Source organism: Geomonas terrae (assembly GCF_004791675.1).
Classification (GTDB): domain Bacteria; phylum Desulfobacterota; class Desulfuromonadia; order Geobacterales; family Geobacteraceae; genus Geomonas; species Geomonas edaphica.
The window spans coordinates 310,182-328,193 of record NZ_SRSC01000004.1 but is presented as its reverse complement, the minus strand read 5'-3'; the positions used below and the strand labels follow the sequence as shown (position 1 = coordinate 328,193).

Here is an 18,012-nt window from a genome sequence, read left to right as displayed (position 1 = left end):
CCTAAATAGGACTTCACTTTGTCGAAGTTGTTACTGGATAACTCAGCCTATTCATTGCCTCAAATAAAGCCTTTGCTCTGTACCTCTTGCCGTACCTTCCCGTGGTGATGTTCCCGTTAGCGTGCCCCATGAGTTCAGAGATAATGGCTTCCTGTTCTCCTTGTTGCTTCAGAGTATCGGCAAAAGAATGTCTGAGGCTATGGAAGCTCTTGAGTGGGTCGGTGGTTACATGCTGGCGGTTAAACCGCTGGAACCACTTGCCGAAAGCATTGCCGTAACCGTCTTCCTTTCTCCAGTGCAAGTTCATCCATAACCGGGGGTGTCCTGCTACCTTCATGCTGGCTACATGGTCTAGGAACCCAAGGCTAATAAGGGTGGGATGCACCGGGACTATTCGCTTGCTGGAAAGGGTCTTCAGCTTCTTATCGCCCTCGTCATTAACATCAAAGCACCAAACACCGTCAATCTCTTTCACGTCCTCGGTGTAAAGCTGGCAGCTTTCATCAAGCCGTAAGGCCGACATCATTCCTACCAGGGGCACCCAATACCGTTCCGGCTTGTTCTCCTTAGGTGGCAAGTTCGCGGTGATCCTCTTCAAGTCTTCAGCGGTATAAGCCTTGCGCTCCTCATCGGGGCGTCTCTTCTGTTTGATCTTTAGACCGACAGCAGGGTTAGAGGTCAAGTAGCCTTCCTTCATGCAATGCTTCATGAGGCTGCTAAGGCGGGATATGTGTTTGTTGACCGTGGTGATGCTCATCGGTGGCAAGTCCGGTGAAGGGGAAACTTGAATCAGTTCCAACACCTCTCTTGCCGTCTGTGTTGGGTAGAGCTTGAACAGGTTAGCAGGGAGTACGATCAACTTGTCCCGAAGACTCCTAACCGCTAGTCGGTCCAGACTGGCAACCTCTGCGTCACCAAGAAGGTCGAGCATGAGACGATACGATCCTTCATTCTCCATCCTTGTCTTAGCCCCCCATCCGTTCTTTCGGTCGTTCACGTACTGGTTGACCGCGGTGGATAATAGCATGGGCGGTGACGGTTTCAGTGACGGGCACGCCACCGGCAGAGAGTCGGTAGGAGAGGGCGCACAGGGGGCGTCAGGGGCACGGGAAAAAGTAGGTGAGGGGGTAGCCTTGCCTTTTCGGTTGAGTGTCCTGTCGATGGATTCTCGGGCCTGCTCTCCGCTTATGAAGCCGGACCTGTACAGCGTGAACGTACTGAAGATGTCTTTACGGAAGGGGAGGGCGGCTAGCCTTGCGGCCTTAGCATCCGTGGTCTTGAGGGACTTCACTAGCTCAGTAGCGGGGATTACAGCGGTAAGGTCTGAGGGGATGCGGATACGGACGTGGTAGTGGCCGTTCCTGTTGAGCAGATAAGACGACATAAGCCCTTTTCTCCTGTGTAGCAAAACAGGATACAAAAGAGCTTAGAGGTTAAAACTGTAGTGACTTCAGCAAGTTAAAGTAATGGCGGAAGCACATGGGAATCGAACCCACCTGGGAAGTTTCTCACCCCCCACACCGGTTTTGAAGACCGGGCCGCCCACCAGCGACGGTGGTGCTTCCTCATTGATTTTCTTGTCGCACTTTTTAAATCATCTCCAACTTTAAGTCAATATATAAAATCGGATATGAAAAAGCGCCGCCTCTTCCGGGCACCCTCTCTTTCGTCTCCTTTATTTGTTCGCCTTACAAAAATGTTCTTAGTTTTGCTGATAGTTGCGCCTATCCGTATACCCCTGCTATGCTTGACAAACAATCGTGTTTTCTGTATAGCTTGGCGTGCTTACTACCATCTAAAGAGGGGGATGAATGATCCTGTTCGCCAACATACTCTTGGCCCTTGCGAAGATCATCGAGTTGGCCAACGGTCTTTTAACCGTGTACAAGTACATCCTGCTCGCCAGTGTCATCATCTCCTGGGTCAACGCCGACCCTTACAACCCCATCGTCAACTTCATCTACCGGGTCACCGAGCCTGCGCTGCGCCGCATCCGCCGCTACATGCCGGACACCGGCATGCTCGACCTCTCTCCGCTCGTACTCTTCGCGTTGATCTACCTCGTGCAGATCGTGGTCTTCGACACGGCCTACAGCTATCTCATCATCTACAGTAACCAGCTCAAAGGGGGTGCCCTGTGAAGATAACCCCCATGGACATACAGCAGCAGCAGTTCAAGGGAAAGATGCTCGGCGGCCTCGACCCGGAGGACGTGGATGCCTTCCTGCAACTGGTGGCGGGCGAGATGGAGGAGCTCATCAGGGAGAACAACGACCTGAAGGAGCGCATCAACCGCAACCAGACACAGATGACGGAGATGGAGGCCCGCGAGTCGCAGCTGCGCGAGACCATGCTGGCGGCACAGCGCATCACCGAGGAGATGAAGGCGAACGCCCAGAAGGAGGCGCACCTTATGATCTCGGAGGCTGAGCTCAAGGGAGAGCGCATCATCGCGGACGCCGAGAACAAGCTGGTGCAGTTGAACAACCAAATCCAGGAGCTGAAGAGGGACAAGCTTCAGTTCGAGTCGGGCTTCAAGAACCTCCTGGATACCTACTATAAGCTGCTCGCCCTGGACAAATAAATGAACGAAGAGACGGTACGGGTAACACGCACACCTGAGGGGCTCCTCTTCACGGTGCACGTGCAGCCGCGCGCCTCGCGCAGCGAGATCTGCGGACCGAAGGAAGGGGAGCTCAGGGTACGGCTCACCTCGCCGCCGGTGGATGACGCCGCGAACAAGCAGTGCGTTGAGCTCATAGCGAAGAGCCTCGGCATCGCCAAGTCCAAGGTCAGCATCAAGTCGGGCGCCAAGTCCCGGCACAAGGTGGTCAGAGTACAAGGGGTGGAGCAGGATGACCTCCTGCCCTTATTCAAATCGGAGAAGGAGCAGCAATGAAGGCGAAAGACATTATGGTAACGGACGTGCCGTCCATCACCACCAAGACCACGGTGGGTGAGGCGGTCCGGATCATGAAGAGCAACTTCGGCGACGAGAGCTTCCTGAACGCCGCACCCGGCCTGATCGTGGTCAACGAAAGGGGGGGACTGGCGGGGATCCTCACGCCCTTGAGCATCATCACCGCCATCATGGACGACGCGCCGGAGGGAAAATCCGACCCCGCCTTCTTCGGTTCCCTGTGCGACCGCATCAAGGATCTCCCCACCTCCGCCATCATGGAGCACCAGCCCATCTCGGTCACCCAGGACGCGAGCGTCAGCGACGTGGCGAGGCTCTTTCTCACGCACCGTTTCCAGAGAGTACCCGTGGTGGACGGCAAGAAGGTGGTGGGGATCATCTACCGCTCGCGCCTGCTCTTCGCCATCAGCCAGAGCCTGATCGTTGCCTCTTGACAAAAACGGAGCCGGCTACTTATATTTGTTCCTGCGCCCGGCCGTTCGCGTCAGACGCCAAGTTTCATAGGAGGTTGTAAAAGCGATGCCACTTTACGAGTATCAATGCAAAAGCTGCAACGAAACCTTTGAGTTGCGCCAGAAGTTTTCCGACGCACCCGCCACGGAGTGCCCCAAATGCGGCGGCTCCGTTGAAAAGCTGATCTCCCAGTCCGGCTTCTCCCTGAAAGGGGGAGGGTGGTACGGTGACGGCTACAGCGATTCCAAGGCGGCCCCTTCCTGCCCCTCCGGCGGGGGATGCGCCGGTTGCCCTTCGGCCTCCTGATCACGCCATGAAACGACAAGGCCCCCGTACCCGCGGGGGCTTTTTTTGTCCCCCGTTCCCGGCAAAATCCTTTACAAAACCTTCCGTTTTAATTATTATCGACAGCTTAAAAATCTGAGCCCGGCCCGCCCGCGAGGACGCGCCGCGCCTGCATATTCCAGCGGAAAGAGGGGTACACGTTCATGGCGAAAATCATCGACGGTAAGGCCATCGCGGCAAAGATCCGCGCCGAGATCAGCGCAGAAGCGGCACGACTGAAGGAGCGGGGGATCGTCCCCGGGCTCGCCGTGGTGCTTGTCGGGGAAGACCCGGCGAGCAAGGTCTACGTCTCCATGAAGGAGAAGGCGTGCGCCGATGTCGGGATCTTCTCCGACGAGTACAAGCTCGCGGCGGAAACGAGCGAGGAGGAACTCCTCACCCTCATCGACAAGCTGAACAACGACCCGAAGATCCACGGCATCCTCGTGCAGCTGCCGCTTCCGAAACAGATCAACACCGAGAGGGTCCTCGAGGCGATATCGCCCGAGAAGGACGCCGACGGCTTCCATCCCTACAACGTTGGGCGTCTCGTGATCGGTAAGCCGCTCTTCCAGCCCTGCACCCCTTACGGCGTCATGGTGATGCTCAAGGAGACGGGTGTCGACCTGACCGGCAAGGAGGTCGTCGTGGTCGGGCGCTCCAACATCGTCGGTAAGCCGGTCGCCTTCATGTGCCTGCAGCAAAACGCGACGGTGACGCTTTGCCACTCGAAGACCCGCGACCTCGCCGCCAAGGTGGGGCAGGCGGACGTGGTGATCGCTGCGGTCGGTGTTCCCGAGATGATCAAGGGGGCCTGGATCAAGGAAGGTGCCGTGGTCATCGATGTGGGGGTTAACCGCGTGGGCGAGAAGAAGCTCGTAGGCGACGTGGAGTATGCAGCGGCCAGCGAGCGCGCCTCGGCGATCACCCCGGTTCCGGGCGGCGTCGGGCCGATGACCATCACCATGCTTTTGCAGAACACCCTGGAGTCGGCGAAGCGGGGGATGTAACGCAGCGGGATCAGACGCTTGATGCCTAAATTTCAACCGGCGAGCACCGGGAACAAAGACAAATCCCCCCCGTCCCCCCTTCGCAAAGGGGGGGCGCGAGCTCACCTGCGGCGCTTCGTGGGAACACACCGGGCTCTTCGGAATTCCCGGATGAACCTCCCGCAAGGGGAGGGGGGATGAATCAACCAGACATGAGCAAGGAGTATTGCGATGCGCGTTAAAAAGGCCGTTTTCCCGGTCGCGGGGCTTGGCACCCGCTTCCTGCCGGCCACAAAGTCAACACCCAAGGAAATGCTTCCGCTCATCGACAAGCCGCTCGTCCAGTACGTAGTGGAGGAGGCGGTCGCCTCGGGGATCGAACAGATCCTCTTCGTCACCGGCCGTGGCAAGAGGGCCATCGAGGACCACTTCGACATCTCCTTCGAGCTCGAGTCGCTGCTTTACGAGAAGGGGAAGGATCACGAGCTGCAGCAGGTGCGCGAGATCGCGGAGATGGCGAACATCTTCTTCGTGCGGCAGAAGGAGGCGCTGGGGCTTGGCCACGCCATCCTCTGCGCCAAGGAGTTCGTCGGGGACGAGCCTTTCGCCGTACTTCTGGGTGACGATATCATCGACGCTCAGCAGCCCTGCCTTGCCCAGCTCCTCGAGACCTACGAGAGCTATCGCTCACCGGTCCTCGCCCTGGAGCAGGTCCCCATGGAATCCATCTCTTCCTACGGCTGCGTGCGTGCGAACCACCTGGCGAACCGCGCCTACGAGGTGCTCGACCTGGTGGAGAAACCGCCGGTCGCCGAGGCACCGTCGGATCTCGCCATCATCGGCCGCTACATCCTGACGCCGGGGATCTTCCCGATCCTCGAGACCCAGGAGCCGGGGAAGGGGGGCGAGATTCAGCTCACCGACGCCATCAAGACGCTGTCGCGCCAGGAGCCGATCTACGGCTGCCGCTTTGACGGGATACGCCACGACTGCGGCGACAAGCTAGGATTTTTGAAGGCGACGGTGGATATGGCGCTGAAGCGCGATGAGTTCAACGGGGATTTCGAGGCGTTCTTGAGGCAGCGACTGGGCTGCTAGTGCAGCCGGCCGCTGCCGCTGCCGTAGTGGAAGAAGGCGATCAGCTTGAAGTTTTCGCCGGTGTACCCCTTGGGGAAGGAGCCGATCGGCCCGAGGGCGTTCAGGGTGCGCAGCACCTCGTCGTCCAGGATCTTGCTCCCGGAACTTTCCAGCATGTCGACGCGGACGATCTCCCCTTTGCGGTTGAAGGTGATCCTGACCGGCGTCGTCCCCTCGATGCCGCGCATGAGTGCCGCCTGCGGGTAATGCCAGACGCCGTAGATGGCGGTTTCCAGCCGGCGCAGGAACGAGCCGAACTGGATGTCGTCGGTGTTAAGAAAACGGGTATCCCCTTCCTCGACTTCGCTACGGTACTTTTCGCGGTAGCTCTCCTCAAGGCGCGCTAGCTTGGTCGCGCTTGGGAAGAGCTTCGCGCGGTCCAGCGGGGCGCTTTTGGGCTTGAAGATACCCTGGCCCGGTGCCGCCTGTTCTCTGGACGGCTGGGGCGCCGGGTAGGACGGCTCACGCGTTGCCTGGGAAGGGCGGTTCGGTTGGGGCGGAGCGCTTTTCCTTTGCGGCAGTATCCGGTCTACCGCATCGCTCGCCTTCGGGGCCATCTCCCTGACGACGCGCTGCGGAGTTTCCGAGTACCTCTTGATATCGGGTTTGGGCTGCGGCTTGATCTCCGGTTTCGGCTGGGGAGGGAGCTCCGGAAGGTCGGTCAGGTCGACCATGGTTGCTTCCGGGGGCCTTTTGTCTTGTCCGGGGGGGATTAACGTGATAACAAGATATACCGCCAGGTGGCACAGCAGCGAGAGCAGCAGCAGGTAAAGGAAGTTTTTCTCGACGTATCTATCTGACATGTATCTCCACCCGTGACTGATCGGGTGATGTGTTGGCGCTGAACCTCGCGTGATGGTAGAAGATCATTTCGCAAAAAGCAAGGGGTTTGGGCAGACAGTTTCGCGCCTGACGGCGTGCCCTCCACCCCTCAGTTTTTTACCGCTCCTTGACCTAGGTCAACTTTTTTCCTGAAATCTCTAGTAACGTTAAGACATAAAAATTCACTTCCGAGGTAGCCATGCTCGTAGTGGTGTGCGTTAAGCAGGTCCCAGATACCACGCAGGTACAGATCGATCCCGTCACCAACACCCTCATCCGTGAGGGCGTTCCCTTCATCGTGAACCCCTACGATACCCATGCCGTGGAACAGGCGCTCCGTTTCAAGGACCGTTACGGCTGCCGCGTGGTCGCCATTTCCATGGGGCCACCCAACGCCGAGGCGACGCTCAGAAAGGCGCTCGCCCAGGGGGCAGACCGGGCCGTGCTTCTCTCCGACCGGGTGTTCGGCGGCGCCGACACGCTCGCCACGAGCAAGGTGCTTGCCGCTGCCATCGAGCGCCTAGCCAAGGAGGACGAGGTCGGCGTGGTGATCTGCGGCAAGCAGACCATCGACGGCGACACCGCCCAGGTGGGCCCCGGCATCGCCACGCGTCTGGACTTCGCCCAGCTCACCCTGGTGGACCGGGTCGACGAGCTCGACCTTTCCGCCCGCAGGATCAAAGTGAGCCGCAAGCTCGAGGGGCGCCACGAGCACGTCGAGGCACCGCTTCCGGTACTGCTCACCGTGGTGCGCGAGTTGAACCGTCCCCGCTACCCGACGGTCGCCATGCGCCTCGAGTCGGCCGACGCGCAGGTGGAGGTGTGGGACAACAGCGTGCTCGGGCTTGACGTGAACACCATAGGCCTCAAGGGCTCCCCCACATGGGTAAGCCGCATATTCTCCCCCGAGAGGGCCAAGGGGGAGATGCTCGGGGACGGCGCGCACGACCCGGAAGGGGCGGCCCAGCTCCTCATCGACAAGATGATCGAGAAGGATCTCTTGGCGCTTTAATTCAAATTCACCACCTGGATTCGGGCGACCGGGAGCCGGAATAGGCGAACGATCGTCAGCCAGGAATCATCAAGGAAGAAGCAATGACCGATGCTGTGAAACCACCGAAAAAACCGCGCGGCAAGGCGCAGCTTTTGGAAAACAAGTGCATAGCCTGCGGCGCCCGCTGCCAGAGCGCCTGTCCGGTTGACGCGATCCAGATGAACGACGCGGGCGAGCCGATCATCGACCCCTCGCGCTGTATCGGGTGCGTCAAATGCGTGAAGGTCTGCCCCGTGCAGGCGATCGAGATGGCCTTCACCCCGGAGGAGCTGCGCATCCTTCAGGAACTCGCCGCCGCCTCCGGTGGAGAGGTCGTGGAGGAGGACCCCGAGGAGGCGGCACTCAAAAAGAAGCTCGCCGCCTACCGCGGCGTCTGGGTCTTCATCGAGCAGACCGAAGGGGAGGCCGCGAAGGTCTCCTGGGAGCTCCTGGGGAAAGGTAAAGAGCTCGCTCAGGCGAGGAAAGCGCCGCTTTGCGCAGTGGTCATGGGCGACAACGTGGAGAAGCTCTGCGCCGAGGCGTTCGGCTACGGCGCCGAGACCGTGTACCTCATGGACGCGCCGGTACTGCGCCACTACCGTACCGAGGCGTATCAGAAGAGCCTCTGCGCCCTGGTGGAGAAGTACAAGCCGGAGGTGATCCTCATGGGCGCCACCGGCCTTGGGCGCGATCTCGCCGGCGTCGTCGCCACCATCCTGGCCACCGGGCTTACCGCAGACTGCACCGGCCTCTCCGTCGACGAGAAGGGGAACCTGATGCAGACCCGTCCCGCGTTCGGCGGCAACATCATGGCCACCATCGTCTGTGACAAGTTCCGGCCCCAGATGTCCACGGTCAGGCCGCACGTCATGCCGATGCCGGAGTTCGATCCGCGGGCTAAAGGAGAGATCGTACGCGAGCCGGTGCCGATCGCCGAGAATGACGTCCAAGTGAAGGTGCTCGACATCCTCATGGACGGCGGCGGCTCCAAGGTGGACATCGCAGGCGCGGAGTTCATCATCTCCGGCGGGCGCGGCATGATGGCCAAGGAGAACTTCTCCATGCTCGAGGAACTCGCCGAGGTCCTCGGCGGCGTGGTCGGCGCTTCCAGGAGCGCGGTCGACGCCGGCTGGATGCCGCCGGACCGCCAGGTGGGTCAGACCGGTAAGACGGTGCGCCCGAAGGTGTACATCGCCTGCGGCATCTCCGGCGCGATCCAGCACCTGGTCGGGATGCAGGACTCGGACGTGGTGATCGCCATCAACCGAGACCCCGAGGCCCCCATCTTCGAGGTGGCGAGCTACGGCATCGTAGGCGACCTCTTCAAGGTGATCCCCGCGCTCACGCAGAAGCTGAGGACGCTGAAAGCGGCCCGCTCCGGGGCCAAGTAGCCGCAAGAGAAAAAGAACCCTGCTAGCGGCCATTGGCCGCAAACGATACGAGGTACCACCCATGCAAACCGCCATCTTCACGACGCTTCTGGTCGCCTCGCTCCTGTTTTTCGCCTGGAGCGTCTACCGCCGCCTGTCGCTGGTCCTTCTGGGACTGCCCGAGGAGAGGTTCGACCAGCCGGGGCGCCGTCTTTCCGAGATGTTCCTCTACGCCTTCGGGCAGCTGCGCGTCATCAAGAAGCCCTTCGGCCTGAACCATTTCGTCATCTTCTGGTCCTTCGTGATCCTCGCCATCGCGAACGGCGAGTTCCTGGTGAACGGGGTCTTCCCGTCGCTTAGCCTCGCACTTTTGCCGGAAGGGTTGCACCGGGCGCTCCTCGTCGCCTTCGACGTGGTGTCGCTTCTGACCCTCTTCGCCATCGTCCTCTCCTTCGTGCGCAGGATCGTGGTGAGGCCGCCGCAGCTTGACAGCCTGTACGTGAAGGGGAGAAGCCCCGAGGCGTTCGCCATCCTCGCCTTCATCGCGCTTTTGATGCTCGCCTACTTCGGGATGCATGGCGCCATCATCGCGCAGGGTAGGGAGGCCGTCGCTTCCGCCATGCCGGTATCCACCGTGGTGGCCGCCTGGCTCACCCATGCCGGCGTCGATCTTACCCTCGTGGAGCGCGTCTCCTGGTGGGTGCACGCCCTCGTGCTGATAGCCTTCATCTGTTTCCTGCCGCTTTCAAAGCACATGCACATCCTGACCGCGATCCCCAACTGCTATTTCGGGGCGCTCGAGTGGCCCGCCACACAGCCGCGCGAGACCTTCGAGAAGGGGGCGGAATACGGCGTCGGTAGCGTGGAGCGCTTCACCTGGAAGGACCTCTTCGACTCCTTCTCCTGCACCGAGTGCGGCCGCTGCCAGTCCGCCTGTCCGGCCTCCATCACCGGCAAGCCGCTGAACCCGCGTCAGGTCGTGCACGCCATCAAGACGAACCTTTTGGAGAACGGCCCGGCGCTGAAGGAGGGAAGAAAAGGGACGCTGCCGCTCATCGGCAACGAAGGGGAGGGGACCAACACCGAGGACGCCATCTGGTCTTGCACCACCTGTGGCGCCTGCATGGAGGCGTGCCCGGTCCTTATCGAGCAGATGCCGAAGATCGTCAAGATGCGCCGCCACCTGGTGGAGACCGAGTCGAAGTTCCCCGAGGAGCTTTTGAACCTCTTCGAGAACATGGAGCAGCGCTCCAACCCCTGGGGGATCGCCCCGGGCGAGCGTGCCAAGTGGGTCTCCACCCTTCCGGTTAAGCCGTTCGTGGCGGGTGAGACCGAATACCTTCTCTACGTAGGGTGCGCCGGTTCCTTCGATTCCCGCGCGAAGCAGGTGACCGTGGCGCTCGCCACCGTCCTGAACGCGGCCGGGGTCTCCTGGGGGATCCTCGGCAAGGACGAGAAGTGCTGCGGCGATTCGCTGAGACGCCTCGGCAACGAGTACCTCTTCGATAAGATGGCTAAGGAGAACGTGGAAATCTTCCGCGAGCGCGGCGTCGCCAAGGTGATCACGCTCTGCCCGCACTGCCTGACCACGCTGAAAAACGACTACCGCCAGTACGGCCTCGAGCTCGAGGTGGTGCACCAGAGCGAGCTGATCGCCGACCTGATCAAGAAGGGGCGCATCAAGCTCGACGGCAGCGAGAAGAGCCTCGGCAAAATCGCCTACCACGACCCCTGCTACCTAGGGCGCCACAACGACATCTTCGAGGCGCCGCGCACCGTGGTCCAGGCCGTCACCGGCAGCGCACCGCAGGAGGCCGAGCGCCACGGCCGCAACTCGTTCTGCTGCGGCGCGGGCGGCGGGCGCATGTGGATGGAGGAGTTCATCGGCGACAGGGTGAACCATACGCGCGTGGACGAACTCCTGGCCGAAAATCCGGACACCGTCTGCGTCGCCTGCCCTTACTGCATGACCATGATGGAGGACGGCCTGAAGGACCGCGGTGCGGCCCAGGTCAAGGTGCGGGACGTGGTCGAGGTGCTCGCCGAAGGGCTCTTGCACAAAAAGGGTTGATACCGTGCTCCCCCTTCCGGGGTGCCCAAAAAATGGGGCGCCGGGAGGGGGAGTGCATGCTTTGCAGGCAAAAGGAGAACCCCGCTGACCCCGCTCACCCCATGGCGCACCGCCGTCGCGATTTTTTTCTTCCTTCTCATCGCCCACACCTCCCCTCCGGCCGAAGCCGCCGGGAGGACGGTGACCATTGCCGCGGTCGGCGACATCATGATGGGCACCGACTACCCGACCCCGAGGCTCCCGCCGCGCGGCGGCCGGGACCTCCTCGCCGCAGCCGCACCGTTTTTGAAGCGCGCCGACCTCGCCCTCGGCAACCTCGAGGGACCGCTCACCAAGGCGCAACTCCCCGGAAAAGAGCCCATTCCCGGGCGCCGCTACCTCTTTCGCACCCCCCCATCCTACGTTCGCAACCTGAAAGAAGCGGGCTTCTCCATGGTCTCGCTCGCCAACAACCACGCCCGCGATTTCGGCCCGGAGGGGCTCGCCGAGACGAGGCGCGCCCTCGAGGAGGCGGGGATCCTTTTCTCCAGCAAGAAGGGGGAGGTGGCCCGCTTCGACGTGCGCGGCGTGAAGGTCGCCGTGATCTCCCTCTCCTACGGCTCGGCGCCGCGCTCCATCGTCTTCCCGGCACAACCCCTGCGGGAGATCGCCACTGAGGCGCGGCTAAACGACATCGTCATCATCTCCGTGCACGCCGGTGCCGAGGGGCGCGGGGCGCTGCACGTCTCCCCGGGGATGGAGCGTTTTCTCGACGAACCGCGCGGCGACCTGGTCGGCTTCGCCCATGACGCCATCGACCGCGGCGCCGACCTCGTGCTCGCGCACGGGCCGCACGTGCCGAGGGGGCTGGAGCTTTACCGCGGCAGGCTGATCGCCTACAGCCTCGGCAACTTCGCCACCTGCAGCGGGGTGAGCGTCGCCGGGGAGAGCGGCTACGCGCCGCTTATCACCGCCGAACTCGCCGCCGACGGCTCCTTCGTTGCGGGGAGCATCGAGTCGTTCCGGCAGTCTCCCGGCACCGGACCGCGCCCCGACCCGAAGCGGCGTGCCCTGCGCCTTATGCGCAGACTCTCGGCCGAGGATTTTCCGGACTCCCCCATCGTCTTCGGGGAGCGGGGAGCGCTCGGCGTAAGGTGATAAAGAAGGAGTTATCATGTTTCTCATCGTGCAAAACGACCCCAACTGCCCGGCAGGCATGCTGAACCAGGTCCTCGAGGAGGCGCGCGTTCCTTACCGCACCGTTTGCGCCTTCGCGGGGGACCCGATTCCCGACCCTTCCGGCCTCACGGCGGCGGTGGTGCTCGGGGGGGAGATGGGTGCGCACGACACGGAGCGGCACCCGCACCTTGCGCGCGTCATCGCTTTCATGCGGGAGGCCGTCGCCGCGGGGCTGCCGCTACTCGGCATCTGCCTCGGCGGACAGCTTCTCTCGCACGCCTGCGGCGGCACGGTGAGTTCCCCATCACCCCACGGCGAACACGGCATACACCACGTCGACCTCAACGCTGCGGGCGCCGCCGATCCACTCTTTGCCGGCGTCGGCAACCCCTTCGTCACCTTCCAGCTGCACAACGACAGCTTCACCACGCCCCCCGGGGCGACCCTCCTCGCCTCTTCCCCCGCCTGCCCGGCGCAGACCTTCCGCCTCCCCGGGCGCATCTACGGGGTGCAGTTTCACCCCGAGGTGGACCGCTCCATAGTGGACCTCTGGGACGGATTCTTCTCCCCGCGCGCCGAACACCTCTCGGGCTTCATCGCCGCGGAGGAGACCTTCAACGCAGCATCCCGTACCATCCTCGCCAATTTCGTATCCCTCTCGCTCTCTCCTGCACAACCTTGAAATAGCCGACCCTTTATTGTAGAGTTCTAACGTTTGTGCTCCGGGCATCATTAAAATCGCCCCCTGCCCGGGGGCGCGGCTGTAGATCTTCCTCCGGAGCGCGACCGAGGGGGTGCCGTGAAGCTTCCGTGGCCGGGTCAACACTGCCTTAAGTCCAGACTGATCGCACTGCTTCTCGTCGGCAACGGGATGCTCCTGCTCGGGCTCGCCGCGGGGTGTCTCTGCTACCGCCTCCTGATCCCCGCCTCTCCGCGCCTTCCCGGTGCCGATGCGCCGCTCATACTCTTCGCCTCCCTGCAGTTCATCTTCGCGTTTTGCGGCCTGGCCGCGCTCTCGGGTCTCCTCTCCCAGCGCATCGACCGGCTCATCTCGGACCCCATCCGCCGGCTCACCGAGAAGATGGAGCTCGTCTCGGCAAGCCAGGACTACCGCGTGCGCGTGGACCCCGAGGTGGCGTCGGGGGACGAGCTCGGCCTTCTTTTCGCCTGCTTCAACAACATGCTGGCCGAGATCTCGGTGCGCGACGAGCGGCTCGCGCTGCATTCGGAGGAGCTGAAACTCGAGGTGGCCGAGCGGACGAGCGAGCTGCGCAGCGTGAACGAGCAGCTCGAGGAGAGCCTCAAAAGCGTGCGCCACGCCATGCAGTCGGCCCAGTCGGCAAGCCGCGCGAAGTCGGACTTCCTGGCCCAGATGAGCCACGAGATCAGGACCCCGATGTACGGGGTGCTCGGCATGACCGAACTCCTCTTAGGAACCGGCCTCACCAAGGAGCAGGTGCGCTACGTGGAGACGGTACGCCGCTCGGGCGAGGCGCTTCTTTGCATCATCAACAACATCCTCGACTTCTCGAAGATCGAGGCGGGGCGCATGGAGCTCGAGAACATCCCCTTCGACCTTCCGCAGCTGGCCTCCGACGCGGTGGCTATCTTCGCCGAGGATGCGGCGCGGAAAAGTCTCGAGCTCTCCCTGGAGCTGGAGCCGGGGCTCCCCCGGATGTTCATCGGTGACCCCGGCAGGCTGCGCCAGGTGATGGTGAACCTCCTCGGCAACGCGGTGAAGTTCACCCCCCGGGGGTGGGTCCGCCTGACCCTGTCCCTCGCCGAGGAACCGGCGCTCGTGCGCGTGAGCGTGGAGGATACCGGCATCGGCATCCCGACCGAGGCACGCGAGCGCATCTTCCGCCAGTTCGCCCAAGGGGACGAGTCGATGACCCGTAAGTACGGCGGTACCGGCTTGGGGCTCGCCATCGCCCGGCAGCTGACCGAGCTCATGGGGGGGGCGCTCGAGGTCGAGAGTGCGCCGGGGGAAGGGGCGCGTTTCAGCTTCACGGCCCGCCTGCAGCTCCACGAGGAGTCCTCGCGCGCCGAGCGCTGCTGTGCTGCGCTGCGCGGCAAGAGGGTGCTCGTGGTGAGCGACGCGCCGCAGCTAAGCGAAGCGGTGGCGGAGCAGCTTGCCTCGTGGGGGGTGGAGCTGGAGAGCGCGGGGGACGCGCCTGGGGCGCTCTGCCGCCTGGTGGCCGCCCCCTTCGACCTCGTCCTGATCGATCGGGGGGTGTCGGGAAGCGGCGCCCTGGAACTCGCCTGTGCCATCCGGGCCCTCCCTGAGGGGCGTTCCCTGCGCCTTCTGCTTCTCGATGAAAACGAGGAACTGGCAGGGGACCCGCGCCTTGCCGGGGTGGAGGCGACCTGTTATCCACGCGGCGGCGTGCGCGAGGAAGGGCTATACGGCGCCGTGGTGGCCGCGCTCGGGATGGAGGAGGATGAGCGCCTCGAGGCCGGATGCTGCGGGGCCACCCCGCCGCGCCTGCGCCGGGTGCTCCTCGTCGAGGACAACGTGGTGAACCAGGAGGTGGGGAAGGGGATGCTGGAGAGCCTCGGGTGCCGGGTGAAGGTGGTCGAGGACGGGCTTGCCGCGGTGGAAGAGGTGCAGCGCTGCGGGTACGACGTGGTCTTCATGGACTGCCAGATGCCGGTCATGGACGGGCTGGAGGCGACACGGCGCATCAGGGAGCGCGAGGGTGCAGCTGGGGGGCGGGTCCCGATCGTCGCCCTCACCGCCCATGCCATGAAGGGGGACCGCGAAGCATGCCTAGAGGCCGGGGCGGACGACTACATCTCCAAGCCGTTCAGCCGTGAGCAGGTTGCCCGGGCGATGGAGCGGCTCTTGCGGGGGACGGCGCCGCAGCATGGGGAAACGCAGGAGGCCGAGGTGATCTCCCGCGACAGGATGAGCGGCGCCCTCGCCATGATCAGGACCCTGCCCGGCAATCGCGGCAAGGAGGTGCTGCGCAAGGTCGTGGACCTCTACCTTGCAAGCACGCCTGCGCTGTTAAAGACCATGCGCGAGGCGGAGTCCGGGGGGGATGCGGAGAAACTTAAGGCGGCGGCGCACAGCTTCAAGTCCTCGAGCGCCAACCTAGGCGCCTTGCGCCTGGCCGGGGTCTGCAGGGAACTGGAGCGATTGGGGCGAGCCGGCTCGACCGAAGGGGCGCTTCCGCTTTTGCACGAGGCCGAGGAGGAGTACCGGCTGGTACGCGACGCGCTCAAGGGAGGACCGCTATGCTGACCAGGAAGAGCAAGCGCGCAACCCCGCTGGTCATGGTGGTGGACGACGACCAGGCGGTGCGTATGCTGGCCCGGGAGGCCCTGGAGAGCTCCGGGTTCGTCGTGCGCGACGCGGAAACCGGCGAGCAGGCGCTGGAAGATTTCGCCCTCCACGACCCGGACATCGTGCTCCTGGACGTCATGATGCCGGGGATCGACGGCTTCTCGGTCTGCTCCGAGATAAGAAACACCGATGCCGGGCGCGACACCCCGGTGCTCATGATGACGGGGCTGGACGATCTCGCCTCCATCGATTCAGCCTACGAGGCGGGGGCGACCGACTTCATCACAAAACCGATCAACTGGCACATCCTGGGCTACCGGGTGAGTTACATGCTGCGGGCGAGCTCGGCGCTCGAGCAGCTGAGGGAGAGCAGGGCGGGACTTGCCCACGCCCAAAGCTTAGCGCACATAGGAAGCTGGGAATGGGACCTCTCCAGCGGCGAGATCCGCTGCTCCGAGGAGGTGTACAGCATCTGCTGCCTCGACCGCGAGCAAAACAGGATGAACCCGATCCTGGACCTGGTGCACCACCAGGACCGCGCCTTCGTGCAGGGCTCCCTCGATGACGCGGTCTCCAGGCGCACACCCGTCAGTTTCGATTACCGCATCCTGATCGAAGGAGGAGAGCGGGTGCTGCACGCGGAACTGGCGACGGTTCTGGACGACGCGGGGGACGCCGTCTGCCTCACCGGGACCATCCAGGACATCACCGAGAGGAAGCGGGCCGAGGAACAGATTCGGCTCCTCGCCTACTACGACGCCCTGACCGGGCTCCCCAATCGCCGCTTCTTTCAGCAGCAGCTGGAACAGGCGCTCATCTACGCGAACCGCAACGACCGGATGCTTGCCGTCCTTTTCCTCGATCTGGATCGCTTCAAGCTGGTGAACGACACCCTGGGGCACGGGGTGGGGGACCGCCTGCTGCAGGACGTGGCGGACCGCCTTTTGCGCTGCGTGCGCAGAAGCGACTGCCTCGCCCGGGCCGAGCAGGATGATTGTCCCCCGTCGCTCGTGTCGCGCCTCGGCGGGGACGAGTTCACCATCATGCTGTCGGACATCGAGCACTTCCAGGACGTGGCCAAGGTCGCCCGGCGCATCCTGGAGGCGGTCTCGGTTCCCTACTCGCTCGAGGGGCAGGAGGTCTTCGTCTCCACGAGCATCGGCATCAGCCTCTACCCCTTCGACGCCACCACGGCGAGCGACCTCATCAGGAACGCGGACGGCGCCATGTACCAGGCGAAGGAGCAGGGGAGAAACGGCTACCAGATCTACGACGAGTCGATGAGCGCGAAGGCGCTGGAGCGGATTATCCTGGAAAGCCGGCTGCACAAGGCGATCAAGGAGGGGGAATTCATCCTCCACTATCAGCCCCAGGTCTCCAATGCCACCGGGGAGGTGGTGGGGCTTGAGGCGCTGGTGCGCTGGAACAGCAGGGAGCTCGGCATGGTCGAACCGTCGCGCTTTCTCCCTCTTGCCGAGGAGATCGGACTGATCATCCAGATCGACCAGATCGTGATCGCGGAGGCGTGCCGCCAGCACAAGCTCTGGATGGACGCGGGGATGCCGCCGGTTGTCATGGCCGTGAACATCTCCGGGCAGCAGTTCATGAAGAACGAACTCCTGGACGCGGTGACCGCGGTCCTAAAGGAGACCGGTCTCCCTCCCGAGTTCCTGGAGTTGGAGCTCACCGAAGGGGTGCTCATGGCCCATACCGAGCGGACCGTGAAAACGCTGCAGGCGCTGAAAGGGATGGGGGTGCGCCTCGCCATCGACGACTTCGGCACCGGATTTTCATCGCTTTCGTACCTGAAGCGCTTTCCCCTCGACGTCCTCAAGATCGACCGCGCCTTCATCAAGGACATCACCACCGAGGCGGACGATGCCGCCATCACCCTGGCCACCATCGAGATGGCGCACACCCTGAAACTCCTGGTGATCGCGGAAGGGGTGGAGACTCGGGCACAGCTTGAGTTTCTGACCGACCACGGCTGCGACATGTACCAGGGGTACCTGTTCTGCAAGCCGGTCCCCCCCGAGGAGATCGCGCGCATGTTTCTCCTCCCTCCCTCCTCCGACCCTGCCTAAAAAAAGGTCATCGCTGCCGCAATAGTCACCCGCTTCGCCGCCCCGTATACGGGTGCGTGTTGTAAAGCCTCGTAGTATCCGCTATTTATGGATGTCGCTTCGTGATGGCATGGCCTGTGCTAAAACGTGATCAGACACGGCACGATGGCGTGCTGGACAAGGCTTTCCCGCCCGTTTAGGCAATGGTGCAGGTCGTGGTGGAGGGCATCATTATTGGGAAAGGGGGACTGTTTTCAAGGCTGGACCAGAAGCTGTTTATTCGACGTTGAACAAAGGCAAGGGCATCGAAGCCTTCACGGGCCTGAAAAGAGGGTGAAACCCGTTTAACCCGATTGATGCTATGTCTGCAAGCCGGCGAGCCG

General features: G+C 62.8%; 16 protein-coding genes and 1 tRNA gene. 14 read left to right on the top strand and 3 right to left on the bottom strand.

The window, feature by feature from the left end; all coding sequences use genetic code 11:
- Positions 1-13: 13 nt before the first annotated feature.
- On the bottom strand, positions 14-1,384 hold the full coding sequence (locus E4633_RS17030) for a site-specific integrase (RefSeq protein ID WP_135871966.1): 1,371 nt from the start codon (positions 1,382-1,384) through the stop codon (positions 14-16).
- Between the two features lie 83 nt (positions 1,385-1,467).
- Positions 1,468-1,565, bottom strand: a tRNA-Sec gene (locus E4633_RS17025).
- Positions 1,566-1,811: 246 nt separating this feature from the next.
- Here E4633_RS17025 and E4633_RS17020 point away from each other — a divergent pair.
- From E4633_RS17020 to galU, 7 genes are all read left to right on the top strand, one after another.
- Positions 1,812-2,141, top strand: coding sequence for a YggT family protein (locus tag E4633_RS17020; RefSeq protein ID WP_135871964.1), 330 nt, complete (start codon positions 1,812-1,814; stop codon positions 2,139-2,141).
- Complete coding sequence (locus tag E4633_RS17015) at positions 2,138-2,584, top strand: DivIVA domain-containing protein (RefSeq protein WP_135871962.1); 447 nt, start codon at positions 2,138-2,140, stop codon at positions 2,582-2,584. The genes E4633_RS17020 and E4633_RS17015 overlap by 4 nt, the downstream gene beginning before the upstream one ends.
- Positions 2,585-2,899: a DUF167 domain-containing protein gene (locus tag E4633_RS17010; protein WP_135871960.1), complete on the top strand. Its 315-nt coding sequence runs from the start codon at positions 2,585-2,587 to the stop codon at positions 2,897-2,899.
- Positions 2,896-3,354, top strand: a complete 459-nt coding sequence (locus E4633_RS17005; protein ID WP_129127656.1) for a CBS domain-containing protein — start codon at positions 2,896-2,898, stop codon at positions 3,352-3,354. The genes E4633_RS17010 and E4633_RS17005 overlap by 4 nt, the downstream gene beginning before the upstream one ends.
- Before the next feature lie 85 nt (positions 3,355-3,439).
- A complete protein-coding gene (locus E4633_RS17000; RefSeq protein WP_135871958.1) occupies positions 3,440-3,679 on the top strand; it encodes an FmdB family zinc ribbon protein in 240 nt (79 codons plus the stop codon).
- A gap of 182 nt (positions 3,680-3,861) precedes the next feature.
- Entirely contained in the window at positions 3,862-4,707 is an 846-nt protein-coding gene (folD, locus tag E4633_RS16995) for a bifunctional methylenetetrahydrofolate dehydrogenase/methenyltetrahydrofolate cyclohydrolase FolD (protein ID WP_135871956.1), read from the top strand.
- Between the two features lie 210 nt (positions 4,708-4,917).
- A complete protein-coding gene (gene galU, locus E4633_RS16990; protein WP_135871954.1) occupies positions 4,918-5,784 on the top strand; it encodes a UTP--glucose-1-phosphate uridylyltransferase GalU in 867 nt (288 codons plus the stop codon).
- On the opposite strand, the gene E4633_RS16985 is transcribed toward galU, so the two are convergent.
- Positions 5,781-6,626 carry an energy transducer TonB gene (locus E4633_RS16985; RefSeq protein WP_135871952.1) on the bottom strand — a complete coding sequence of 282 codons (846 nt, stop codon included), beginning with the start codon at positions 6,624-6,626 and terminating at the stop codon, positions 5,781-5,783. The two genes, galU and E4633_RS16985, sit on opposite strands and share 4 nt — an antisense overlap.
- A 218-nt stretch (positions 6,627-6,844) precedes the next feature.
- On the opposite strand from E4633_RS16985, the gene E4633_RS16980 reads away from it, so the two are divergent.
- The 7 genes from E4633_RS16980 to E4633_RS16950 all read left to right on the top strand — a co-directional run bounded on the left by E4633_RS16980 (position 6,845) and on the right by E4633_RS16950 (position 17,650).
- Positions 6,845-7,657 carry an electron transfer flavoprotein subunit beta/FixA family protein gene (locus E4633_RS16980; protein WP_135871950.1) on the top strand — a complete coding sequence of 271 codons (813 nt, stop codon included), beginning with the start codon at positions 6,845-6,847 and terminating at the stop codon, positions 7,655-7,657.
- A gap of 83 nt (positions 7,658-7,740) precedes the next feature.
- Entirely contained in the window at positions 7,741-9,069 is a 1,329-nt protein-coding gene (locus E4633_RS16975) for an FAD-binding protein (protein WP_135871948.1), read from the top strand.
- Positions 9,070-9,130: 61 nt separating this feature from the next.
- On the top strand, positions 9,131-11,119 hold the full coding sequence (locus tag E4633_RS16970; protein WP_135871947.1) for a heterodisulfide reductase-related iron-sulfur binding cluster: 1,989 nt from the start codon (positions 9,131-9,133) through the stop codon (positions 11,117-11,119).
- A 21-nt stretch (positions 11,120-11,140) separates the two neighbouring features.
- Complete coding sequence (locus E4633_RS16965; RefSeq protein WP_246038194.1) at positions 11,141-12,256, top strand: CapA family protein; 1,116 nt, start codon at positions 11,141-11,143, stop codon at positions 12,254-12,256.
- 16 nt (positions 12,257-12,272) lie between these two features.
- Complete coding sequence (locus tag E4633_RS16960) at positions 12,273-12,959, top strand: type 1 glutamine amidotransferase (RefSeq protein ID WP_135871945.1); 687 nt, start codon at positions 12,273-12,275, stop codon at positions 12,957-12,959.
- 117 nt (positions 12,960-13,076) lie between these two features.
- Positions 13,077-15,524 carry a response regulator gene (locus E4633_RS16955; protein ID WP_135871943.1) on the top strand — a complete coding sequence of 816 codons (2,448 nt, stop codon included), beginning with the start codon at positions 13,077-13,079 and terminating at the stop codon, positions 15,522-15,524.
- Complete coding sequence (locus E4633_RS16950) at positions 15,518-17,650, top strand: putative bifunctional diguanylate cyclase/phosphodiesterase (RefSeq protein ID WP_135871941.1); 2,133 nt, start codon at positions 15,518-15,520, stop codon at positions 17,648-17,650. Before E4633_RS16955 ends, E4633_RS16950 begins: the two co-directional genes overlap by 7 nt.
- Positions 17,651-18,012 lie beyond the last annotated feature (362 nt).